Below are 22,686 nucleotides of genomic sequence, written 5' to 3' on the forward strand. Positions count from 1 at the left end.
CGATGCGTGAGAGCGTGCCCACCGCGTCCTGGGCCCCCGCCGCCCCCGCCTTACTCCCCCACCCCGTGCATCCGCGCGTCCGCGGCCACGCGCACCTGCTGCCGCTCTTCGCGGTCCTGGTGCTGCTCGCGGCGCCGCCGCCGGGCGGGGCGGCGGCCGACGGCGGCGGCACCGGCACCCTCGCCGACGCCGCCTCCGGCGTCCTGGTGCTGTGGGCGTTCGCCACCGCCCTGCGCTCCGGCGTCCGCCCCCTCACGCCCCGGGCGGCCGGGCTGTTCGCGCTCGCGGCGGGCGGGCTCGCCGTGGCGGCGGCGGGCGCGGGCGACCCGTCCCAGGCGCTGCCGGGGCTCGCCCGCTACCTCCAGATCTTCGTCCTGGTGCCCCTGGCCGTCCTGCTCCTGGTGCGCGACCGGCGGGACTTCACCGCCGTGCTCGGCGCGCTGGTGGCGCTCGCGCTGGTCGAGGGCGGGGTCGGCGTCCACCAGTACCTGACCGCCACCGGCGCCTCCTACATGGGCGAGGACATCCGCGCGGTCGGCACGTTCGGCGCCTCCGACATCATGGGCATGGCGACCGTCGTCGCCCACGGACTGGTGGCCGCCGTCGCGTTGGCGCTCGCGCCCGGTGCGCGCGCCCGGCGCGGACAGCGCGCGGCGGCGCTCGCCTGCGCGGCCCTGCTCCTCGTACCGCTGGCCCTCTCCTTCAGCCGGGGCGCCTGGATCGCCACCGCCCTCACCTGTACGGCGCTGCTGTTCCTGGCCGGGGTGCGGCGCGCCCTGCGCGTCCTGGCCGCCCTGCTCGCGCTCACCGTCGTCCTGGTGGGCGGCGCCGGAGCGGGGACCGCGATGCTCCAGGAGCGCCTGTCCAGCATCACCAAGGTCACCGACGCCCCCGACCAGTCGGTCACCGACCGGTACACGCTGTGGAGCGCGGCGGCCGGGATGTGGCGCGAGTCGCCCGTCACCGGCGTCGGCCTCAAGGGCTTCCCCGCCCACCGCGACAGCCACGCCCCGCTCGCGCTCTCCTCCGGCAGCGACACGGCGGGCGCGGGCGCCGCCTTCCGCCGCCAGCCGCTGCTCTCCCCGCACAACATGTACCTGCTGGTCCTCAGCGAGCAGGGCCTGGTCGGGGTCTGCACCCTGGTGGGCGGCTGGGCGGCGCTGCTGGCGCTCGCCCTGCGGCGACTGCACCGCGAGCGCGCCCGGCCCGACGCCGACGCTGCCGCCGACACTGCCGCCGACACTGCCGCTGGCGCTGGCGCTGGCGCTGGCGCGAACGCCGTCAGCGACACCGACTGCGGGCTGGCCGCCACCGGGCTGCTGCTGTGGCTCCTGGTCGACTTCTTCTACGGCGACATCGGCGGCCCCTCCACCATCCTGACCGCCCTCGCCCTGGGCCTGGCCGCCCGCTGGGCCCTGGGCCGCGCGGACACGGCCGGGACGGACGCCGCCGGGGCCACGGGCGAGCCGGACGCGGGCGACGGCCGGGGCGGGCCCGGTGGCCCGGACGACCCTGGTGGACCGGACGGCCCCGGCGACCCGGACGGCCCCGCCCGGGTCCAACTCCCGCCCGGCTCCCCCCGCGTACGGGAGGCGGCCCGGCGATGAGCGACGCCTCCCGCACCCTGCCGGGCCCCGGCGCCGCGCCCACCGGGCGCCGCGGCCCCGACCGCGACCGGCGGACCGCCGCCCCCTCCCACGGGTTCCTGGCCCGCGCCGCCGCCGTGACCGCCGCGCTCACCGTGGCGGGCGCGGTGCTCGGGCTGGTCCGCGACCAGACGTTCGCGCACGTCTTCGGCGCGGACACCGACACCGACGCGTTCCTGGTGGCGTGGACGGTGCCGGAGGTCGCCGCGACCCTGCTCATCGAGGACGGACTCGCGCTGGTCCTCGTCCCCGCCTTCAGCCTGGCCGCCGTACGCCGCTCGGGCCCCGCCGCCCTCGTGCACCAGGGCGGACCCGACCGCCGCACCCCGGCCGCCGACCCGGTCCGCGCCCTGGTCGCCGCCACCCTGCCCCGGCTGGCGCTGGCGCTGACCGCGCTGGCCGCCCTGCTCGTCGTCGCCGCGCCCGCCCTGGTCGGCCTGCTCGCCCCCGGACTGCCCCGGCCCGGCCTCGCCGTCGACTGCACCCGGCTCACCGCGACCTGCGCCCTCACCTTCGGGCTCGCCGGATACTGCAGCGCGGCCCTGCGCGGCCACGGCCGCTTCCTCGCCCCCGCCACCATCTACGTCGCCTACAACACCGGCATCATCGCCGTGCTGCTCGCCTTCGGCGCCCGCTGGGGCGTACGGGCGGCGGCGGCCGGGGTCGCGGCCGGGGGCTGCCTCATGGTCGCCGCGCAGGTCCCCCCGCTGTGGCGGGGCATGCGCCGCACCGCCCGGCCGGGCACCAGGTGGCGCACCCCCCGGGCCGCGAGGAGCGCGACCGGCGAGCGCGCGCCCAAGGAGCGCACCGGCGCGCTGCGCCTCGCCATGGTCGCCCCCGTCATCGTGTTCGCGCTGGCCCGCCAGTTCCAGACCCTCATCGAACGCCACCTCGCCGCCCCCCTGCCCGCCGGCGCCATCTCGCACCTCAACTACGCCCAGAAGGTGGCGCAGATGCCGATGGTGCTCTCCCTGATGCTCTGCACCGTCACCTTCCCCGTCGTCGCCCGGGCGCTCGCGGCGGGCGAGACCGAGCGGGCCCGGCGCCGCGTCGAGGGCGACCTCCTGGTGGCGGGCGCGATCGTCCTGCTCGGCACCGCCGTGGTCATCGGCTGCGCCCCCCAGATCGTCGAACTGCTCTTCCAGCGCGGCGCGTTCGGCCCGGCCGACACGGCCGCCACCGCCGCCGTGATGCGGGTGTACGCGCTGGGGCTGCTCGCCCAGACCATGGTGGGCGTCCTCGTCCGCTCCTACTTCTCCGCCGCCCGCCCCACCTGGTATCCGGCCGCCACCATGCTGGCCTGCCTGGTCGTCACCGCCGCCGCCGGTGCCTGGGCCGCGCCCGCGTGGGGGGCGCGCGGCATCGCCGCCGCCAACGCGCTCGGCATCGCGGTCGGCGCGCTGGCCCTGTTCGCCGGGACCGGCCGCCGCTCGGTGGGCCTGCCCCGGCGCCGCGTCGGCGGCGAGCTCCTCAAACTGGCCGCCGCCGGAGCCGGGGCCACCGGCGCCTGCTGGTGGTGCGCGGCCCGCTTCACCGGCCCGGCCGCCGCCATCACCGCCGGTTCGCTCGCCGCCCTCCTCTGCTTCCTCCTGCTGGCCCGCGCCGCCCGGGTGCGCGGCTTCGCCCCGCTGGCCCTGCTCCGTCTGCTGTCCCGCCCCCTCACCCGAAGGCTGAGGAATGCCCGCTGACACCCCCGCCCTGTGGGTCGCGATGTACCACTCGGTCGGCCCCCGCGCCGACGCCCGCACCGACGACCCGTACAACATCACCGTCACGCCCCGCCGCCTGGAACGGCAGTTGCGCTGGCTGCGCGCCCGGGGGCTGCTCGGCGTCGGCATGGCCCGGCTGCTGCGGGCCCGCGCCGCGGGCGGCGGCAGCCGGCTCGTCGGGCTCACCTTCGACGACGGGTACGCCGACTTCGTCGAGGAGGCGCTGCCGCTGCTGCGCCGCTACGACTGCACCGCCACCCTGTTCGCCCTGCCCGGCCTGCTCGGCGGGACCAACGACTGGGACCCGCTCGGCCCGCGCCGCCCCCTCCTGGACGAGAGCGGCATCCGGCGCGCCCTCACCTGGGGCATGGAGATCGGCTCGCACGGCCTGGTCCACACCGACCTCACCACCGCCGACGACACCACCCTGCGCCGCGAGACCGAGGAGAGCCGCGCGCTGCTGCGCTCGATCACCGGCCGCGACGTGCTGGGCTTCTGCTACCCGTACGGAACGGTCGACCGCCGCGCCGCCGACGCCGTCTGCGCGGCGGGCTACAGCTACGCCTGCGCCATCGACCCCGGCCCGCTGACCGGCCGCTTCGCCCTCCCCCGCCTCCACATCGGCGAGAGCGACACCGGCCCCCGGCTGCGCCTCAAACGCCGGCTGCACCGCTGGCGCCGCCGTCCGCCCGGCGACGGCCCGGGCGCGGGTTTCGTGGCCGAGGACCGCTCCCCGCTGCTGCCCCGCCCGGAGGGGCACCCGCCGCCCGGGGCGCGGCGGGGGAAGACCGCCGCGCCGCACCCGGCGGAGCCCTCCGCGTCCCGCCCGCAGCCCCCCTCCGTACCGCATCCGCAGAACCCGTCCGCCCCGCACCCGGAGGCCCCGTGAAGGTCCTGCACGTCATCACCGGCCTCGGCGTGGGCGGCGCCGAGCAGCAACTGCGCCTGCTGGTGGGCCAGTTGCCCGCCGACTGCGACGTGGTGACGCTCACCAACCCCGGCGCGGTCGCCGAGGGCCTGACCGCCGACGGCGTCCGCGTCCACCACCTCGGCATGACCGGCAACCGCGACCTCAGCGCGCTGCCCCGCCTCACCCGCCTGATCCACCGGGGCCGTTACGACGTGGTCCACACCCACCTGTACCGCGCCTGCCTCTACGGACGGGTCGCCGCGCGCCTCGCGGGCGTACGGGCGGTCGTGGCCACCGAGCACTCGCTGGGCGCCGCCTCCATCGAGGGCCGCCCGCTGGGACCCGGCGTGCGCGCGCTCTACCTGGCCGCCGAGCGGCTGGGCACCTCCACGGTCGCCGTCTCCGCCACCATCGCCCGCCGCCTGCGCGAATGGGGCGTGCCCGCCCGCCGCATCCACGTCGTCCCCAACGGCATCGACGCGGCCCGCTTCCGCTTCGACGCCCTCGACCGCACCCGCACCCGCGCCCTGCTCGGCCTGCCCCCCGAGGCGTACGTGATCGGCGGAGTCGGCCGGCTGGTCCCGGGCAAGCGCTTCGACGTCCTGCTCCGCGCCCTCCCCCACCTCCCCGGCGCCCATCTGCTGCTGGTAGGCGCGGGCGGCCAGGAAACCGCCCTGCGCGCCCTCGCCGCACGCCTCGGCGTCACCGCACGGGTGTGCTTCGCGGGCGAATGCGCGTACGGCGGCGGAGCACCCGGCGGCGCGGACCCGTACGGCGGCGAGGCCCCGCCCACCGGCCTCCCGCCCGGAACCGGCCGCCCCACCCTCCCCGCCCTGCTCGCGGCGATGGACGTGCTCGCCTCCCCCTCCGCCGACGAGTCGTTCGGACTCGCGGTCGTCGAGGGCCTGGCGGCGGGCCTGCCCGTCGTCTACGCCACCTGCCCCGCCGTCGACGACCTGCCTCCCTCGGACGCGCCCGGCGCGGTGCGCGCGGAGCCGGGCGGGTTCGTCGCGGCGCTGCGCGGGGTGCGCGAGAGCGGCACCGGCCGCCTGCCGGTGCCCCCGGCCGTCGCCCACTACACGGTCGCGGCGTCGGCGGCCCGCCTGGGCGCGGTCTACGAGGCGGCCCTGCACGGCACCACGCCCTTCCCGCAACAGCCCCTCGCCTCGAAGTCACCGGACCCATCAGGAGTGAACGTTCCATGAGCGAAAACCCCAACCCGTTGCGGCGGTTCCTGGGCGGACGGCCGCTGCCGAGGTGGTGGCCGCTGCCCGCGTGCGCGCTGCTCGGGGCGGTGGCGGGCGGTGTGTACGGACAGGTGCGCCCGGCCGAGTACAGCGCCACCAGCTATGTCGTGGTCACCCCCACCGGCAAGTCCGACCCGGCGACCGCGCTCGGCTTCGCCCAGGCGTACGGGCGGGTCGCCACCCAGGTCGCCGTCATCGGGGACGCGCAGGCGTGGGCGGGCGTCCCCGCCGACACCATCCGCCGCAACGTGCAGACCGCGACCTCCCCGGACGCGCCCATGATCGCCATCACCGGCACCTCGCGCCGCCCCGGCGAGGCCGCCGACATCGCCAACGCGGTGGCCCGCTCGCTGGCGCTCAACGGGCAGCACACCGAGGCCAGTACGGGAGTGCGGCTCGTGCAGTTCTCCCGGGCCGCCCGGCCCGTCGACCCGTCCTCCGCGCCGCCGTCCCTGACCGCCCTGGTCGGCGGCTGCGCGGGCGGCCTCACCGGCGGGCTGCTGCTGCTCGTCCGTCCGGGCCGGCCGCGCGCCCTCGCCCCGGTGCCGGCCCCGGCGGGCCGGGTGGCGCTGCCCACCGGCGGTGCGTGATGACGGTGGTGACGGGGGCACGGCCGACGGTGGTGGAGGTGTGCACGGACACCGGCCGCTTCGGGGCGCTCGCCCCCCAGTGGCAGGACCTGCACGCCCGCTGCCGCACGGCCACCCCCTTCCAGAGCCACGCCTGGCTGCACTCGTGGTGGCTGTCGTACGGCGTGACCGGGCGGCTGCGGGTCGTCCTCGTGCGCCGGGGCGGCGAACTGATCGCCGCGGCGCCCCTGATGCTGCTCTTCCGCCCGCTGCGCACGCTCGTCCCGCTCGGCGTCCCGATCTCCGACTTCACGGACGTCCTGCTGGACGACTCCTGCCGCGAGGAGGCGGCCCGCGCGCTGACCGACGCGGTGCGCGAGGCGGCGGCGGGCGCGCTGGTGGACTTCCGCGAGGTGCGGCCGGGCGGCGCGGTGGAGTCGCTGCACGCGCACTGGCCCGGCGCCCGTGCGCGGCTGCCCGACTCGTGCTGTCTGGAGCTTCCGGCCGATCCGCTGGACGCCCTGCTGGGCCGCCTCGCCTCGAAGCCGGCCCAGCGGATCCGGGCCAAGGCCCGCAAGATCGACGCGGTCGGGGTGACCGAACGCCCCGTCTCCGTCGAGGAGGTGCCGGCGGCCGTGGAGCGGCTGCTGACCCTGCACCAGCGCCAGTGGCGCGGCCGGGGGGTGACCCGCGAGCACCTGCGCCCGCGCTTCGCCGAGCACCTGACGCGGTCGGTGCGGCTGATGGTGGCGCGGGGGGACGCGGTCGTCACGGAGTTCGAGCTGGCCGACCGGGTGGTCGCGGCGGAACTCACCCTCCGCTCCCCCACCCTGTCCGGCGGCTACCTCTACGGCGCGGATCCGGCCCTGCGCACGGCCAAGGTGGACGTGGCGACGATGCTGCTGCGGGCGAGCGCCCGCACCGCATCGGACTCGGGCCGCACCACCTTGAGCTTCCTGCGCGGCAACGAGCCCTACAAGCACCACTGGCGCCCGACCGCCCTGCGCAACCAGCGCTACCTCCTGGCCCACGGCGAACGCGCCGCCCCCCTGCTGTGGTGGTGCGTGGGGTACGCGGCGGCCAGGGAGCGGGTGGCCGTGGTGGTACGGGGGTGGCGGGGCAGGCGCGCCAGGAGGTGCGGGCGGGAGGGGTGAGGACGGACCCGGGGCGCCCCCGGTCAGGAGTGGGTGAACGAACTCCTGACCGGGGGCGCCCCGGGCGCGTGGTCCTCAGTGGCTCCGCGTGTACCAGTCGAGCCGCAGACACAGCTTCCCGCCCAGCCAGTACTCCACCCACGGACCGAGGTCCAGCGGCTGGCAGTTGAGCGGCGCCAGCGGACCGACCGGGGCGGTGGACGGCAGCGCGGGCGGACTCGGAGGCGTGAGGGGCGGGGTGACGGGCGGAGTGACGGGCGGAGTCACCGCAGGCGTGACCGGGGGCGTCACGGCGGGCGGGGATACGGGGGGTGTGACCGGGGTCGACGGAGGGGTGACCGGCGGGGTCACGGTCGGAGTCACCGGCGGGGTGGCCGGAGACGTGACCGGCGGAGTCACCGGGGTCGACGGAGGGGTCACGGGCGGCGTGACCGGAGTCGACGGCGGCGTGACCGGCGTCGAAGGCGGAGTCACCGGAGGCGTAACCGGCGGAGTCACGGGAGGCGTGACCGGAGGCGTAACCGGCGGAGTCACCGGTGGCGTCGCCGGGGTCGGGTCCGTGCGGCCGAACAGGACCTTCCGGTAGACCTGTGCCGCCTTCGGGTTCGCCCCGCACTGCCACACGCCGTGCGGGCAGTAGTCCGTGATCGTGTTGTAGAGCGGCTTGTGCGCGTCCATCCATTCGAGCATGCGCCGCATGTATTCGGGGTTGTCGCCGTTGCGGAACAGCCCCCATTCCGGATAGGAGATCTGCTTCTTGTGCGCCGCCGCGAAGTCCACGTGCTGCTGGAGTCCGTACGGTTCCGTGACCTGTTGGTCGAAGTCCCGGCCGGGCGGCTGGTCGTAGGAATCCATTCCGATGATGTCGACGACGTCGTCACCGGGATAGCATTCCGTCCACGGTACGGCGTCCCGCCCCCGGCTCGGCGCGAAATCGAAGCGGAACTTCTGGCCGGGCACCGAACGCATCGCGGCGACGGCCCGCCGCCAGTATTCCTTCCACGCCTCCGGGTCGGGCCCGCAGCGATGGGTGTACGTGGTGCCGTTCATCTCCCAGCCGAGCACGATCACCGTATCGGGGATGTTGAGTGCGACCAGTCTTTCGGCGAGCGCCTTGAAATGCGCGTCGAACCTTCCGTTCCGGCCCTGCCTGAGCAGCAGCCGCACCGCCTCGTCGGGGACGCCGTCCTCGTTTCTCGCCTGCATCGGGACGTTGAGCACGAACAGCCGGTCGGCGCGTTCGCGGCGCCATTTCGCCCAGCTCTGCAGGAAGTACGCGCGGCCCTCGATGTCGCCCCAGGTCTCTCCGGGGAGGTAGGTGTGACCGACCCTCAGATCGGCTCCGCCCAGCCACTTCTCCAGCTCGGCGATCCGCTCCACGCCCCGGTCGTCGGACTCCAGGAAGGCGCCGAAGGACGTGGTGGAGGGGTGGAGGACGGGCGGCGCCGGGTCGGCGGGCGCGTCGCCGCGGCCCGGCGGGGCGACGGCGAGGCAGGAGGCGAGCGCCCCGGCCACGAGCAGCGAGCACGCCGCCCTGTAGGTCGCCGCCGGGGCCTTGCGGCCGCTGCGGCGTTGTGCGTTCCGGTGTCTTCCCTGGCGCATGTGCACTCCTTGGCGGCCCGTCGGCGTCCCCCTATCCGATATACCCGATCGGAAAATATTCTTATTACGCTGATCGGGAAGATAATCCGTACGGGAGGTTGATCCCCCTATTGGGGTAGGGAAACTGACACAGCGACAGGCAAACACTCCGGATCCCCGCCGTCAAGGCCGATCGGAGCCACCCTCACGAAGGGCATCGCGACCATGCACACGTTCGACCGCAGTGTCCCCGCCGTACTTCTGCGGATCGATCAGAACCCTTTCCACCACGGCACCCTGGGAGCGGTCCGCTCGCTCGGCCGGGCGGGAATCGGCGTCCATCTCGTGGCCGACCGGAATGCGGGACCGGTGGTCCGCTCGCGCTATCTGAGCCGTACGCATCCGGCGCCGCGCGGCCACGACGACGAAAACGTGCTCGAAGCGCTCCTGCGGGCCTCGGAGCGCATTTCCCGCCGGGCCGTCCTCATTCCCATGGACGATCTGGGCGCCCTGGCCGCGGCCCGGCTGCGCGGGAGGCTCTCCGGCCGCTTCCTGCTGCCCGAACAGTGCCCGCAGGGCCTGGAGTCGGTGGCCGACAAGGCCCGGCTGGCCGGGCTGTGCGAGCGGTACGGCATCGCCCACCCCACCACCGTGTGCCCCGCGAGCGCCCGCGAGGCGGAGGTGGCCGCGCGCGGGCTCGGGCTGCCGGTGGTCGCCAAGTGGAGCCGCCCCTGGCTGCTGCCGCCGGGCGCGGGCCTGCGCAGCACCCGGCTGCTGCGGACCGCCCCCGAGGCGGCCGAGCTGTACGAGCGCGGGGCGCGGGCCGGGGCGGGCGGGGCGCTGCTGCTCCAGCGGTACCTGCCCGCCGGGCCCGGCCGGGACTGGTTCTTCCACGGCTGCGCGGGCCCGGACGGCACCGTGCGCGCGGGCGGCTGCGGGCGCAAGGACCGCGCCTGGCCGGTCGATGCGGGGCTGACGGCGGTGGGCCGCTGGGTGCCCAACCCGGCCGTCGAGGACACCGCCCGCCGACTGCTCGCGATGGTGGGCCACCGGGGCATCGCCGACCTCGACTTCCGGCTGGACCCGGCGTCGGGCGCCTACCACCTGCTGGACTTCAACCCGCGCCCCGGCGCCCAGTTCCGGCTCTTCGCCGACGGCTCGGGCCTGGACGTGGTCCGCGCCCTCCACCAGGACCTGACGGACCGTCAAGCACCGCCTGGCCGGCCCCGGCCAGGCCGCCGTCTCGTGGTGGAGAACTACGCGCTGCTCTCCCTGCTCGCCGCGCCCGCACCGCGCGGCGCGGGTCCGGCGCACGGCACCGAGGCCGCCTGGTTCGCCCCGGACGACCCGGCCCCCGCGCTCGCCATGACGGCCGCCTGGGGCCGGCACGCCACCCGCCGGGCCGCCGCCGCACTCTTCCGCCGGAGCGGGAGGCGGGGCGCGTGAGGATGTACCCGTACGACGTGATCGTGGTCGGCGCGGGCCCCTACGGCCGGTCGATCGCGGCCCGGGCCGGGGCCGCGGGCCTGGACCTGAGGCTGTTCGGCCGCCCGCCGCGCCCCGGCCCGCGCGGATCCGTCCCGCCGGTGCCGCCGCTGGACGACCGTACGGTGACGGCGGTGCGCCCGTACGGGCCGCGCGGCTTCGAGGTGGTGACCGAGGACGGCGAGAGCGTGCGCGCCAGGACGGTCGCGCTCGCGGTGGGCGCGCGCCCCTTCGCCCATGTCCCCGACCCCGTACGCCACTTGGCTCCGCACCTGCTCACCCACAGCAGCGAGCGGTACGCCCCGGCGGGCGCCTGCGGGGACGTGACGGTGATCGGCGGGGGCCGGGCGGCGCTGGAGACGGCGCTGCGGCTGGCGGAGCACGCCACCCGCGTACGGCTGATCGTCCGCGCCCCCGCACTGGCCTGGGCGGCGCCCCCGCCCCCGGGCGCACGCCCGCTCCCCCAACGGCTGCGCTCCCCGCGGGGGGTGCTCGGCGACGGCTGGCGCAACTGGTTCTGCGCCCGCCACCCGGCGCTGTTCCGGCGGCTGCCCGCGGGCCTGCGCAGCCGGACGGCGCCGGGGGCGGCCGGGGCGTGGTGGCTGCGCGAGGCGGTGGAGGGGGCGGGGCTCGACGTCCTGGTGCGCCACGAGGTGACGCACGCCGCGGCGACGGCGCGGGGCCGCGTCCGGCTGACCCTGACGGGCCCGCTCGGCGCGGCCACTTCGCTGGAGACCGACCATGTGGTCGCCGCCACCGGCTACCGTCCCGCGACGGCCCGGATCACCCTGCTGTCCATGCCGGTCCACCGGCGTCTGGGCCCCGCCCCCGAGGCGCCGCCATGGCTGAGCCCCCGCTTCGAGTCCCCGCACCCGGGCCTGTTCCTGACCGGCCCGGTGGCGGCACCGGCCTTCGGACCGGCGCTGCGGTGCGTGCAGGGGGTGGGGTTCGCGGCGGAACGAGTGGTGGAGGGAGTGGAGAGACGGGTGGGGCGCACGCGCCCCGGGACGGGATGACCGGTTCCCACCAGCGCGTGGGAGCCGCCGACCGCCGGTCGGCGGCTCCGCACAGTTCGGCCCGGCTCGGTTCCGGCTCGGTTCCGGCTCAGCTGCGGACGGTGGCCGCTGCCGCCGTGCCCCGGCGGTAGAGGATCCCGCCGCCGACCAGCAGGGCGGCGGCAGCCGCTCCGGCCAGGCCCAGCGCGTCCGAGTCCCCGCCGGTCGCGGCGAGCTGCGGACGCTCGGGCGCCGCCACGACGGGCGGGGCCGCGTGCCGGGGCTTGTAGGCGGGCGCGTGCTGCACGGGCACCGCGGCCCGGGTCTGCGGCGGAGTGACCGGCCGGTGCTGCGCGGGCGGGGCCACCGGCGGGGCGGCGGGCGGCTGCTCGGCCTTCGGCGGCACGGTGACCGGCGGGGTCACCGTCGGCGGCACGTGGTGCACCGGCGGCGTGACCTCCGGCGGCTGCGGCGCGGGCGGCAGGTGCATCACCGGCGGCGCCTCGACCGGCGGGGTCACCGGCCGGTGGAACACGGGCGGCACCTGGTGGACCGGCGGCTGCGCCTCGGGCACCTGCGTCATCGGGTGGTGCGGCTGGGGCGCGTGGTGCACGGGCGGCGCGTGGTGGACCGGCGGAGTCACCTGGTGCACGGGCGGGGTCGCGTGGTGGACCGGCGGCGCGTGGTGGGCCGGGGCCGGGGGTGCCTCGTGGTGGGCCGGAGGCGTCGGCTTCACCGGGGGGTGGACCCGCTGCTCGGCGTGCGGCGCCGGGTGGTGCACGCGCGGCCGGGCGTGCCGGGGCGCGGACTTGCCCGTGTTGGCGCAGCTGTTGCCGAACGCCGGGTTGAGCAGCCCGATGACGTCGACCGTGTTGCCGCACACGTTGACCGGCACCTTGACGGGTGCCTGCACCACGTTGCCGGAGAGCACACCGGGTGAGCCGTGCGCCTCGGCGTGGCTGGTGTCGCTGTCCTCGTGCCGGGGGGCGTGCTCGCGGTACTCCTCGCGGTGCTCGTCCCCGTACCCGCGCTCGCGGCCGTACTCCCGCTCGTCCCCGTACCCGCGCTCGTCCCCGTGGCGGTCGCCGTACTCCTCGCCCCGGCCCTCGTCCCCGTACGATCCGCGGCCCCTGTCCCGGTCGCGGTCGTCGTCGCGGTGGCCGTAGGAGCCGCGGTCGCGGTCGGAGTCCCCGTACGGCTCCTCGCGCCCGTCCCCCTGCCGCTCGTTCCCGTACGCCTCGTCGTCCTCGCGGCCGAGCCGCTCCCGCTCCTCGTACCGGTGGTACGCCTCACGGGCCGCGTTGGCGCAGCTGTTGCCGAACGACGGGTTGAGCCCGCCCGCCGGGTCGACCGTGTTGCCGCAGGCGTTCACCGGGACGTCGAGCGGCGCCTGAATGGAGTTGCCCGACAGGAATCCGGGGGAATCGCCGGCCTCGGAATGGGCGCCCACCGCGTGAGCGCAGGTTCCGCTCATGGAGAGAACGCTGCTCGCCGCCATGGCGGTGAACAGCGTCTTTTTGATGACCTGTCGCAATGCGGTGCCTTCCTGGCTCACGTTCTGCTCACGCTCTCGATGCGCTCAATCACGCGGTACGGCAACCGGCTTCGGGATATGCCGCCGCACGTCCCGAAGCCGGCCGGAGAAATCCGTGGTGCTGCGTCAGCGGTTGACGCACGTGTTGCCGAACGCGGGGTTCAGCAGGCCGATGACGTCGACCGTGTTGCCGCACACGTTGACCGGCACGTGGACCGGGACCTGGATCAGGTTGCCCGACAGGACGCCCGGGGAGCCGATGGCCGCACCGTCGGCGCCCGCGTCGGCCATCGCCGGGGCAGCCGCGCCCGCGGCCATGAGGAGGCCGGCCAGAACGGTGGCAGTCTTCATGTACTTCACTTGTTTTCTCTTTCCTTGGAGAATGGCCCTCGCAGCGAATTTGCTGCGCACGGCGCACCCGAGAGGCACCGCAGACAAATGGGTAACGATCCGGCCCGGCAAAGGAAACCAGCGCCGGAAAATACACCGCATATTCACTCGCTTGCCAGCCGGACGACAACGGGCCCGAAAAGCAAAATAAAGCTGTCGGCACCCCAGGAAAAGGGTGCCGACAGCTCCGTCACTCAGTGAGCGCGCCGGAAGGCGGGGTTCAGCTGCCGACGGCGCCGTTGCCCGAGAGGACCGGGATGTTCGACAGGACGTGCGACAGCGGCTCGTCGCCCTTGGCCTGCGTGGAGTTCTCCGTGCACTGCTGGTTCTGCGGGGCCGACAGGACCGGGATGTCCTGGGCGACGCCGACGGCGGCGAGGCCGACCAGGCCCTGCAGGTTGGCCTTGACCGGGAGGCCGACACACGGCTTGTTGAGCGTGCCCTGGACCAGGCCGAGCTGCGGGCTCATGTCGCCCTCGGTCTTCTGGTTGCCGAAGGCCTGCTTGGCGCCGTTGCCGCTGTACGACGTGGTGCCGTTGTCGTTCCCGATGGCCAGGGCCTGGGGAGCGGTGGCAGCCGCGGCGCCGAGGATGGACGCGGTGACCGCCGTGGCCGCCATAACCTTCTTGATCACAGGGAGTCCCTTTTCTGGAGAGAGGAGTTCACGCGTTTACTGCACTCCGATCAACTGTCTTGCACGACGTTTAGTGACGCTCATTCACCCGATCGGTGGGGAAGGGAATTGAGGCTGCCGCGCGGCGCGCCACGGAGGCGCGCACCTACAGGCCGTTTATCATTCCGTTTCGTTTCTCCGGAGCTCTGCCGGGCCTGCCGTTCGCTCTCCGTCCGTTCGCCGGAAAGCTGTACGGAAGGACAGGTGTGCGCAAAACCGTGCGGAGCTCTTCACCAGTGGTAGCGGGATCACAACAGGAGGTCCTTTGAAGCGCGCGAGCGCGGCTCACGCGAGCACCGCCAAACGGCGGCGCCGCGGTTTCTGGAGCGACCGGGAGCTGAGGCTGGTCGACCGTCTTGCGGCCCTGCACCATCAGCTGGACGCCCTGCACCAGGAACGCGCCGCCCTGATCTCGTACGTGGCACGGCTGCACGGCGGCGACATCACCTCCGAGCGTACGGGCTGGTCGCTGGTGCACGTGCACACGGCGGCCGGGCGGTTGTCCTGGCGGGTGGCGCCGGACGACTGGGACCTGTTCGCCGGCCTCGGCGACCGCCCGCCCGCCGCGGGCCCGGACCGGCCGCGCACCGGCGAGACCAATACGCGGCTGTCCTTCCTCCATCTGCACCGGCGCCCCAACATGCCCGCCGCCAAACGGAGTTGACGTCCGGCACCCGTTTTCACCCGCTCGGCACCGCGGCCTGCCCCCCGCGTTCGGCCGTACGGGTGAAGGCGGGAAACCAAAGCGCGACAAGTCAGTTGACCAGATAGCTCGCGAGAGCCTCGGACGGGGCGTCCACACGGGATGCCCATTCCGGCCCGGGGCTTTCATTAAGAAGGGACCAGCGTGCTCAAGAAGGCTATGGCGGCAGTTGCCGTTTCCGCGTCCGTCGTAGGAGTTTCCGCGGCTGCGGCTCCCCAGGCCCTGGCCATCGGGAACGACAACGGCACCACCACGTTCAGCGGCAACAACGCCATGCAGAACTACGGCAATTCCTCCACGTACGGCAACATGAGCCCGCAGATGGCGCTCATCCAGGGCTCCTTCAACAAGCCCTGTATCGCCCTGCCGGCCAAGCTGAACCTCCAGGGCCTGGTGGGCCTCGCCGCCGTCGGCGTCCTCCAGGACGTGCCGATCCTGTCGGCGCCGCAGAACCAGCAGTGCACCGAGAACTCGACCCAGGCCAAGGGCGACGAGCCGCTGTCGCACATCCTGGACAACATCCCGGTCCTCTCGGGCAACGGCGCCAGCCACAGCTGACGCACCCCGACCGTCGCGCCCGGCACCGCGCGCCGGTGACAAGGCCGGACCACCGCTCTCACTCCCGGTGGTCCGGCCTTTCGCGTGCCCAGGGCCGCGGCGCCCGCCGGGCTCAGACGGGCCAGCAGGGGCGGGTCACGGCGGCGGTCCACTCGCGGTCGGGGCGGCCGGGCAGGGTGCGGCCCTGGGCGGCCCAGGCGGCGGCGAGCTCCTGGTAGATGGGCGGTCCGGCGACCGGCCCCGGCGCCGACGCGGGGGCTGACGGGGTCTCGGTGCGGCTGGCGGGGATGAACGCCTGTCTGTGCCAGGCGCGTTCGGGCTGCGTCATCTTTCCTCGCATCAGGCGGCGGACGGGGATGCCTCACCCATACCGCGCGGGACGCCGGTTGACGGCGGCAATGAGCCATTCGGGCTATTCATCGCAACTCACAGCAACCAGCACCCGATCCGACCCGTTGACGGTTGCAGATCTCCGTCCTGGAGTCGGACCCCTTAGAGGAGCCAAGATGCAGAAGTTGTGGTCGGCCGCGGCCGTCGCCGCAGCCGTTTCCGGTGTCACGATGATGGTGGCGCCCCAGGCCATGGCCATCGGCAATGACGGCGGGACCACGTCGTTCAGCGGGAACGACGCCGAGCAGTCCTTCGGCAACCAGGTCAGCAAGGGCGACATGAGCCCGCAGCTCGGTGCCGTCCAGGGCTCGCTGAACAAGCTCTGCCTCGGCGTCCCGGCCAAGCTGAACGCGCAGGGCATCGTCGGCGTCGCCGCCGTCGGCGTCCTCCAGGACATCCCGATCCTGTCGGCGCCGCAGAACCAGCAGTGCACCGAGAACTCCACGCAGGCCAAGGGCGACGAGCCGGCCTCGCACATCCTCAACAACATCCCGGTCCTCTCGGGCAACGGCGCCAACGGCAGCTGAGGCCGCTTCGCGCAGTGGCGACCGGGCCGCCGCCACCTCCCTCCGGGACGGTGGCGGCGGCCCGGTCTCTTTCGGTGCCCATCGTCTTTCGGTGCGCATCGTCCCGTTTGCGGTACTGGCTCGTTGGTCGTCAGGGGACCGGCACAACGGTCACCCGGCTACGGCCCGGCGATGGGAGACGACGGATGACGGCCACGACTGTGCCCCCGGCCAGGATGCGCAACCCCGGCGTGGTGCTGCCAGGGGCGATGCGGGCGCTGCTCGGCGTGCTGGAGGCCGCCAGGAGCGGCGGTGTGCCCCAGTCGACGCTGGAGCTGGTGCATCTGCGGGCGAGTCAGATCAACGGGTGCGCGTACTGCCTGCACGGCGGGGTGATCAGCGCCCGCAAGGCAGGGGAGAGCCCGGAGCGCCTGGACGCGGTGGCGGCCTGGCGCGGGGCGGGCTGCTTCACCGACGCCGAGCGCGCGGCGCTGGCCCTGGCGGAGGCGGCGACCCGGCTGGACGACCGCCCGGACCCGGTGCCGGACGCCGTCTGGGACGAGGCGGCGCGCCACTTCGACGAGCCGCAGCTGGCGTCGCTGACCCTGTGGATCGCCCTGACGAACCTCTTCAACCGGCTCAACGTGACGACCCGGCAGCCGGCCGGGGCGACCTGGTGAGGGCCGCGGGAGCAGGTCGTACGGGCTGCCGTACGGGCCTGCGGGCGGGCCCGCGTACGACTGCGGCCCGGTAGCGGCCCGTCGCCGGGCCCCTCGTACGGACCGGCCCGTCGTACGAAGTCGCCCGCAAGGGCGCCCCCGGAGCCCGGCGGGACGGCGGGTGGGCGGGGCCGGGAGGGTCCCGCGCGGGGCTCAGAGCGGCAGCGTTATCCCGAGTTCGCGCATCGCCGAGGACGGGGGTCCGCCCTCGGAGCGCTCGGTCTTGCGTCCCTTGCTGCCCGGGGCGAGCGTGCGCGGGTCGATGGCCTCGGCCGGGGCGCCCGTCGCGTACAGGCCGTCCGGCTCGCTGTCGCGGTCGTGCGGCAGCACCCAGAAGACGCGGCGGCGCCAGGTGCCGGAGGACGGCGACGCCTTCGCCTTGGGGCCGAGCAGCGCGTAGCCGACCATCCGCCCGTCGCGGTGGTACGCGGGCTTGCTGCGGCGGGTGGAGAGCCGGTCCAGGCTCTGGCGTACGTAGTCGAGACCGGAGATGTCCTCCAGCCAGACCAGCTCGGTCTCGTGGCTGATCTCGTCGTCCGTGATCAGGGAGCTCATGCCCTCTCCTCGTCGGCGAGCAGTCCGATGCCCGGGTAGTACTTCCGCGAATTGGACAAGATCATCTCCTTGGGCGAGGAGAGCCCGACCAGTTCGCGTGCGCGCGCGGCGAACGCGCGGGAGGTGATGACGGGTGCTCCCTCATTCTGACACCAGGCCCGGTACGCCGCGTAGAGGCGGGTCTGCTCCGCACGGTGGTCGGGGTGCAGGGCGCAGCTCTCCTCGAAGAAGCGTCCGGTGTGGTCCTCGGTCTCGGCGTACACGGTCGTGGCGATCCGTACCCGCTCCGGGCCGGTCAGATCCTTGTCCCCGCCGAGATATCGGCGGGCGCCGTCGATCAGCCAGTTGAGGATGCCGGGGCCCTCCTCGGTGACCAGCACGTCCGCCAGGTTGTCGATCTTGCGCTCGTCGGACACGACCCGTTCGAACGGAATGAGCCGCATGCGGCGCCAGAAGGCGAAGCCGCCGGTGCCGACCTCGGGGCGGTGGTTGCCGAGGAGCCAGAGCTTGTGCGTCGGCTGGAAGCTGAAGAAGTCCTGCCGCATCCGGCGGGCCTTGATGCGGTCGCCGCCGGTGAGGAGCTTGACCCGGGCCTCGTCGAACCGGTCGCCCGGCTTGACCTCGGAGCAGACGATCACGCGCCGCCCGTGCAGCTCGGCGAGGTCGGTGGGGTGGCCCTCGAAGGGCCGGGCCATCAGGAACCCGGGCGGCCCGGCGTCCGCGTAGTCGCCGAGCAGCTTCATCACCACGTCCAGGAGGACCGACTTGCCGTTCTTGCCCGATCCGAACAGGAAGGGCATGATCTGCCCACCCACGTCACCGGTGATCGAGTAGCCGAGCAGCAGGTGCAGGAACCCGATCATCTCGGCGGACTCGGCGTCCTCCCCGAAGGTGTCGGTCAGGAACCTGTTCCAGCGGGGCGTGGGCATCTGGCGGGGCCCGGTCGAGGTGGAGCGGGAGTGGAAGTCCTTGTTGGGGTCGGGCGTGCGCAGCAGCCCGGTGCGCAGGTCCACGATCCCGGCGGGCGTGCACAGCGCGTACGGGTCGGCGTCCAGCAGCGCCGCGTTCAGGACCATGCCCGGGGCCGAGCGGGCCTGCGCCAGCATCGCGTTCATCCCGGCCGTCGACAGGGCCCGGCGGCGGTGCTGCTGGAGCGACTGGACGGTGTAGAGCCCGCGCGGGTCGTTGGCGGCGATGTTCTCGGCCAGGTCCCCGGCCGCCCACATCACGGTGTCGTCCTCGTCGAGCTGCCAGCGCGTGGTGTTCCAGCGGTACCAGCCCAGGCCCGGCACGTGCCGGTAGTCGTCCGCGAACAGCTTCACGAACAGCTTGGCGTTGCCGCGGTCGGTGAGGGTGTCGGGGAGCAGCCCGGCGTGGGTGGAGGACTTGGCGTCCGCCGCCGCGTCCGGGGCCGTCGCGGGCGCGGCGGAATCCTCGCCGGATTCCGGGTCCGACGCCCCGTCAGGGGCCGGGCCGGGTCCTGGACGGCCCTCGGAAGGGCCCTGGCTGCCCGTTTGAGCGGGCAGCAGCGCCTCGGCGGGGCCGGGGTCGGCCGAGTGCGCCAGGATCTGCGAGGCGACCAGCTGCGGGTCGAAGTCGAAGAGCACGTCCTCGTGGCCCCGGCCGCCTCCGCCGCTGCCCTTGCCGGAGGCGGTCACGGGCGGCTCCGGAGTTCGAGGGGACGGCGGGAGCCCGCGGCCATGCCGCCGCGCACGATCGGGGCGGCCCGGCGCTCCTGGCCCGGGCGCGCGTACTCGGCGGCCTCCAGCAGCACCCGCTCCCCCGCGTCCTGCCCGAGGTACCCGGCGGCGACCAGCCCGCCCACGGTGTAGGCGGCCCGGTTCAGCTTGTCCGTGAAGCCCGCGCCCTCGGCGAGTGCCGCGCAGTCGGCGACCTCGGCCAGGGCGGCGGCCAGCACCCGGGTGGCCTGCTCACGGCCGCCGCCGGCGGCGATGACGGCCTGGCGGGCGCGGTTGGGCGCGTGCTGGCGCGCCACGCGCCGGGCGATCCGCAGATGCCCGGTGCGGGACAGCTCCTCGGCCAGCCAGGCGGGCAGCTCGGCGGGGTCACCGGCGCCCTCCAGGGGCGTGTACGTCCCCGCCGGGGTGACGGTCCCGGGCGCCACGATGTACCCGCCGTGCGCCCGTACGTCGACCTGCCAGGCCAGGGAGCAGCCGCCGCCCTGGCCCACGGAGGAGTGCCAGCGGCGGCCGTCCGGCACGGCCCGGTACCAGACGTGCAGCCCGCCCGAGGGGGTGCGCACGCGCAGGGTTGACGTGTCGTCGGCCGGGCTCCGCTCGCCCCGCAGCGCGGCCAGGACGGCCAGGCTGTGGAAGCCGTTGGTCATGCCCCGCAGGTCGACGGCGTCGTGGATCGGGATGCCCGGCAGGATCCGGTCGCGGCCCGGGAGCGGCTGGGCGTGGTCGTCGATGTCGATCACCACGAGGCCCGCGGCTCCGCAGGCGACGCCCACGCCGAGGGCGGAGCCGCCGCCCCACCAGCGCTCGACCCGTGCGGGCTCGGTGGTGGCGGCCTGGAAGCCGTGGCACCAGCGGCCGGCGGCCACGCAGGCGCAGTCGTCGTGGCGATGGCCCGGGCGGCGGCAGCGCGAGCAGTTGGCCACGGGAGTCTTCCGGCCCGCCCCCAGGGGGTGCACGGGCCAGCCCCGGGCAGCGCAGCCCCGCGCCAGAGCGAGCGGACCCGTGCCCGCGAGCTCGGCGAGCGTCGGCCCAGGCGCTGACTGCTCTGAATCGCTGCGTGAAAACCGCAGCTCAGCAGTCATGTGGTTCCCCTACTCAGCGACTGAAGCGACTCAACGACGGACATAGGTTAGCGAAGCATAGGCACCGGGGAGTGCAAAGGCCCCCGCATTCGCCTGCCGTGTCGGAGGCCCCGCTGAGCGGGCCCGCTCGGGGGCCCAGCTACTCAACGAGCGACAGCGACTGAAGGACAGCGACTGAGCGTTTTTCGGTAGCTGTCTTCGGTGCTGAGTAAAACACCAGGTCAGAGGCTGTGTACAGATCCAAAAGCGACTGAGAGCGACTAAAACTCCCTATCTATGAGTCGCACGCGCACATGAGGAAAACCCCAAAACCCGTACCTAATATAGGAGCCAGAGTCGCTTCAGTCGCTGTCTGGGCGAGCCTACCCCCTCTGACCTGGTGTTTTGTGGCAGCGACTGAACAGCTACTGAAGCACTGCCGGTCGCTCGCCTCAGTAGCTGGGATCACAAAACACCCAAATCGCCGTCACCCTTACCAGGCGTAACAGCGACTGAAGCCTCTCGCAGCGACTGAACGGCAGCGACCGAAGTCTTCTGGGCGAGCTACCGAAGCGACTGAAGCGACTGAACCGCGGACATGCCCCCGCGATTGGTCCGGGACACGCCAAGAATGTCCGGCTCCCGGTCGCTTCAGTCGCTTGAGTAGCTGCCCTGAACAGCGCGTACGCCCCGGAGCACGTCCTACGGGTACGCCCGGCGGCCGGACGACCGCCCTGTCCCCCGCCGGTCCTCCCCGCTCCCTGGGCCGCTTTTTGAACCGTCTCCCGGCTTCAGTCGCTCCGGTAGCTCCGGTCGCTCCAGCAGCCGCGCTCCTTCAGTCGCTGCGGCAGCCCGAGGCGTCCCCGGGAGCTTCAGTCGCTGTCGGCCCGAGCGGCCGGGGAGGAGGCGGGAGGGAAGGATGTCGGGCGACCGTCCACGCCGGGCCTGCGGGCGGGACGGGCGCCGGGCACGCCGGCGCTGTGCCACGGGAGGCTGGCCGGGACTCGGCAGCGTCCGGGCGTCCCGGCTGGGACACCCGGCCCCGCGCGATGCCCGGCAGGATCTCGACGAGCCCTGCACTGCCGGTTCTGGCATGCGTGCGGATGGCAGTCCCCCGTGACAGCGGACGTACAGATCGGCGTTGCCCCAGGTTGCGGGCTTCTCCGATCGGCCTGGCTCAGCATGCAACAGAGCGGACCGAGTTTTCTCCCGATGATTTCTCCGCCTAAAAAAGGTGGGTGAACCGGTACGGAAAACCTGCCCCGGGACCCCCGCCACCCCTCCCCCGCCCCTCGGGCCGCACGCCCCTCCCGGCGCCCCGCCCGTCTCACCCGTCGTCGATCGCTCACCAATTGGCTCACTCGTCGTCGATCAGCCGTTCCGCCGACAGCGCCCAGCAGTAGGTGAGCTCGGCGAGCGTCGAGACCTGCCACAGCTCGCGCAGCTTGCCGATCTCCTTGGAGAGCGTGCGCAGCCCGATGCCGAGGCGCTGGGCGGTGATCCGCTGCTCGATGCCCGCCGCCGTGTCCCGCAGGATCTCCCGCTGGAGCCGGGTCGTCCGGGCCCCGGCGGCCACGTCCGAGGGGCGCGGGTCGCCGTGCCAGATCTCCGCGCGCCGCCACTCCTGGTCGAAGCCCTCCGCCATGTACGCGACGGCCGCCCGGTCCAGGACGTGCCAGGCGGCGTGGCTGGGCACGGAGTTCACGATGTGGTCCGAGATGAACGCGGTGCGCCGGTCCACGATGATGCACCGCTGGAACGGCCCGATGAGCGTACGGAACTGGGCGCCCTTGCCCGTCATCACCCGCGCCCACTCCCGGGTCGCCTCGTCGTCGCGCATGCTGTCGCGGTAGAGCGTGCGCACGCTCACGCCCCGCTCCAGCGCCCGGCTGTCCCGGTCCATCGCCACGGACAGCAGGTCCCGGGTGCGCGGCCCGCCGGGCTGGGCGGTGAGCAGCTCGCCCTGGGCCTGGCTGATGGCGTGCTCGATCCGGGCGTTGACCAGTCCGGGCTCGGTCAGGAACTCCGAGCCGCGCCCCGCCCGCCACTTGGCCCGCTCGAAGTGGACGCTCAGCTCGTCCGCGTCCTCCGGTATCGCCGCCATCCGGGCCGCCCGCGCCGCCATCTCCCGCAGATCGGCGTCCAGTTGCCGCCGGGCCGCCTCCTGGGGGTCCAGGGCGACGGGGATGTCCGGCAGATCGGGGTCCACCGCCACCAGGCCGCGCTCCACCAGCCGGGCCAGGACCGGCTCGTCACGGGGGGTCAGCGTTTCGTGCCGGGTGATCCGCCCGTACAGCTCGACGGCCTCGGGCGGCAGCCGGACGGCTCCGCCCGGAGCCGCTGCCGAGGGCCCGCCGGCCGTCCCGGTCGCTTCGGTCGCTCCAGTCGCTCCGGCAGCCGCGTCCGTGCCCCGCACCGGAATGTCGCTCTCCACCTGGTTCGCCCCCGTCGGTGGCATGCGTGCGTACGCCGGGCGTACGCACGCAACCGTCACCGCTTGATCGCCGCATGTCAGACGAGGCAGCGTACCCGTGGGACCTGCACGAACCCCGCCGCCGAGCCCTTCCGGAGGACTCGACGGCGGCCGAAAACATTCGCACA

At 74.3% G+C, this 22,686-nt stretch carries 20 protein-coding genes and 2 pseudogenes; 12 read left to right on the forward strand and 10 right to left on the reverse strand.

Going from position 1 to position 22,686, the window contains the following annotated elements; genetic code table 11:
- The first annotated feature begins 2 nt into the window (after positions 1-2).
- Genes AB5J87_RS38165 through AB5J87_RS38190 form a run of 6 tightly spaced genes read left to right on the forward strand, consistent with a single transcriptional unit; the run spans position 3 to position 7,235 of the window.
- Complete coding sequence (locus tag AB5J87_RS38165) at positions 3-1,607, forward strand: O-antigen ligase family protein (RefSeq protein WP_369383915.1); 1,605 nt, start codon at positions 3-5, stop codon at positions 1,605-1,607.
- Positions 1,604-3,334, forward strand: a complete 1,731-nt coding sequence (murJ, locus tag AB5J87_RS38170; RefSeq protein WP_369383916.1) for a murein biosynthesis integral membrane protein MurJ — start codon at positions 1,604-1,606, stop codon at positions 3,332-3,334. Before AB5J87_RS38165 ends, murJ begins: the two co-directional genes overlap by 4 nt.
- Positions 3,324-4,244: a polysaccharide deacetylase family protein gene (locus AB5J87_RS38175; protein WP_369383917.1), complete on the forward strand. Its 921-nt coding sequence runs from the start codon at positions 3,324-3,326 to the stop codon at positions 4,242-4,244. The genes murJ and AB5J87_RS38175 overlap by 11 nt, the downstream gene beginning before the upstream one ends.
- Positions 4,241-5,470: a glycosyltransferase gene (locus AB5J87_RS38180; protein ID WP_369383918.1), complete on the forward strand. Its 1,230-nt coding sequence runs from the start codon at positions 4,241-4,243 to the stop codon at positions 5,468-5,470. Before AB5J87_RS38175 ends, AB5J87_RS38180 begins: the two co-directional genes overlap by 4 nt.
- Entirely contained in the window at positions 5,467-6,102 is a 636-nt protein-coding gene (locus tag AB5J87_RS38185) for a lipopolysaccharide biosynthesis protein (RefSeq protein ID WP_369383919.1), read from the forward strand. The genes AB5J87_RS38180 and AB5J87_RS38185 overlap by 4 nt, the downstream gene beginning before the upstream one ends.
- Positions 6,102-7,235 carry a GNAT family N-acetyltransferase gene (locus tag AB5J87_RS38190; RefSeq protein WP_369383920.1) on the forward strand — a complete coding sequence of 378 codons (1,134 nt, stop codon included), beginning with the start codon at positions 6,102-6,104 and terminating at the stop codon, positions 7,233-7,235. Before AB5J87_RS38185 ends, AB5J87_RS38190 begins: the two co-directional genes overlap by 1 nt.
- Positions 7,236-7,310: 75 nt before the next feature.
- Here the strand turns inward: AB5J87_RS38190 and AB5J87_RS38195 are convergent, their stop codons facing one another.
- Positions 7,311-8,837 carry a glycoside hydrolase family 26 protein gene (locus tag AB5J87_RS38195; RefSeq protein WP_369383921.1) on the reverse strand — a complete coding sequence of 509 codons (1,527 nt, stop codon included), beginning with the start codon at positions 8,835-8,837 and terminating at the stop codon, positions 7,311-7,313.
- 204 nt (positions 8,838-9,041) lie between these two features.
- Between AB5J87_RS38195 and AB5J87_RS38200 the strand changes: the two genes are divergently transcribed.
- A complete protein-coding gene (locus AB5J87_RS38200; protein WP_369383922.1) occupies positions 9,042-10,262 on the forward strand; it encodes an ATP-grasp domain-containing protein in 1,221 nt (406 codons plus the stop codon).
- 2 nt (positions 10,263-10,264) lie between these two features.
- Positions 10,265-11,317: an FAD-dependent oxidoreductase gene (locus AB5J87_RS38205; RefSeq protein WP_369384189.1), complete on the forward strand. Its 1,053-nt coding sequence runs from the start codon at positions 10,265-10,267 to the stop codon at positions 11,315-11,317.
- 796 nt (positions 11,318-12,113) lie between these two features.
- Here the strand turns inward: AB5J87_RS38205 and AB5J87_RS38210 are convergent.
- The 4 genes and pseudogenes from AB5J87_RS38210 to AB5J87_RS38225 all read right to left on the reverse strand — a co-directional run.
- A pseudogene (locus AB5J87_RS38210) lies at positions 12,114-12,263 on the reverse strand (chaplin); the annotation flags it as partial.
- A gap of 345 nt (positions 12,264-12,608) precedes the next feature.
- A pseudogene (locus tag AB5J87_RS38215) lies at positions 12,609-12,794 on the reverse strand (chaplin); the annotation flags it as partial.
- A gap of 162 nt (positions 12,795-12,956) precedes the next feature.
- Entirely contained in the window at positions 12,957-13,181 is a 225-nt protein-coding gene (locus AB5J87_RS38220; protein WP_369383923.1) for a chaplin, read from the reverse strand.
- 259 nt (positions 13,182-13,440) lie between these two features.
- Positions 13,441-13,854 carry a rodlin gene (locus AB5J87_RS38225; RefSeq protein WP_369383924.1) on the reverse strand — a complete coding sequence of 138 codons (414 nt, stop codon included), beginning with the start codon at positions 13,852-13,854 and terminating at the stop codon, positions 13,441-13,443.
- Positions 13,855-14,158: 304 nt separating this feature from the next.
- Here AB5J87_RS38225 and AB5J87_RS38230 point away from each other — a divergent pair, with 304 nt between their 5' ends.
- Both AB5J87_RS38230 and AB5J87_RS38235 read left to right on the forward strand, forming a co-directional pair.
- Positions 14,159-14,557 carry a hypothetical protein gene (locus AB5J87_RS38230; RefSeq protein WP_369383925.1) on the forward strand — a complete coding sequence of 133 codons (399 nt, stop codon included), beginning with the start codon at positions 14,159-14,161 and terminating at the stop codon, positions 14,555-14,557.
- Positions 14,558-14,740: 183 nt separating this feature from the next.
- Entirely contained in the window at positions 14,741-15,154 is a 414-nt protein-coding gene (locus AB5J87_RS38235; protein WP_369383926.1) for a rodlin, read from the forward strand.
- Between the two features lie 112 nt (positions 15,155-15,266).
- On the opposite strand, the gene AB5J87_RS38240 is transcribed toward AB5J87_RS38235, so the two are convergent.
- Positions 15,267-15,482 carry a hypothetical protein gene (locus AB5J87_RS38240; protein WP_369383927.1) on the reverse strand — a complete coding sequence of 72 codons (216 nt, stop codon included), beginning with the start codon at positions 15,480-15,482 and terminating at the stop codon, positions 15,267-15,269.
- Between the two features lie 178 nt (positions 15,483-15,660).
- Here AB5J87_RS38240 and AB5J87_RS38245 point away from each other — a divergent pair, with 178 nt between their 5' ends.
- The gene (locus tag AB5J87_RS38245; RefSeq protein ID WP_369383928.1) at positions 15,661-16,071 is read left to right on the forward strand and encodes a rodlin; all 411 of its coding nucleotides are present in this window, start codon (positions 15,661-15,663) and stop codon (positions 16,069-16,071) included.
- Between the two features lie 185 nt (positions 16,072-16,256).
- Entirely contained in the window at positions 16,257-16,730 is a 474-nt protein-coding gene (locus AB5J87_RS38250) for a carboxymuconolactone decarboxylase family protein (RefSeq protein ID WP_369383929.1), read from the forward strand.
- Positions 16,731-16,922: 192 nt separating this feature from the next.
- Here AB5J87_RS38250 and AB5J87_RS38255 read toward each other — a convergent pair whose 3' ends face one another.
- The 4 genes from AB5J87_RS38255 to AB5J87_RS38270 all read right to left on the reverse strand — a co-directional run bounded on the left by AB5J87_RS38255 (position 16,923) and on the right by AB5J87_RS38270 (position 22,519).
- Entirely contained in the window at positions 16,923-17,324 is a 402-nt protein-coding gene (locus tag AB5J87_RS38255) for a DUF6009 family protein (protein ID WP_369383930.1), read from the reverse strand.
- Positions 17,321-18,691, reverse strand: a complete 1,371-nt coding sequence (locus AB5J87_RS38260) for a phage/plasmid primase, P4 family (protein WP_369384190.1) — start codon at positions 18,689-18,691, stop codon at positions 17,321-17,323. Before AB5J87_RS38260 ends, AB5J87_RS38255 begins: the two co-directional genes overlap by 4 nt.
- A 287-nt stretch (positions 18,692-18,978) precedes the next feature.
- Entirely contained in the window at positions 18,979-20,013 is a 1,035-nt protein-coding gene (locus tag AB5J87_RS38265) for a bifunctional DNA primase/polymerase (RefSeq protein WP_369384191.1), read from the reverse strand.
- Positions 20,014-21,442: 1,429 nt separating this feature from the next.
- Complete coding sequence (locus AB5J87_RS38270) at positions 21,443-22,519, reverse strand: hypothetical protein (RefSeq protein WP_369383931.1); 1,077 nt, start codon at positions 22,517-22,519, stop codon at positions 21,443-21,445.
- Positions 22,520-22,686 lie beyond the last annotated feature (167 nt).

It is taken from the genome of Streptomyces sp. cg36 (assembly GCF_041080675.1).
In the GTDB taxonomy this organism is placed as follows: Bacteria; Actinomycetota; Actinomycetes; order Streptomycetales; family Streptomycetaceae; genus Streptomyces.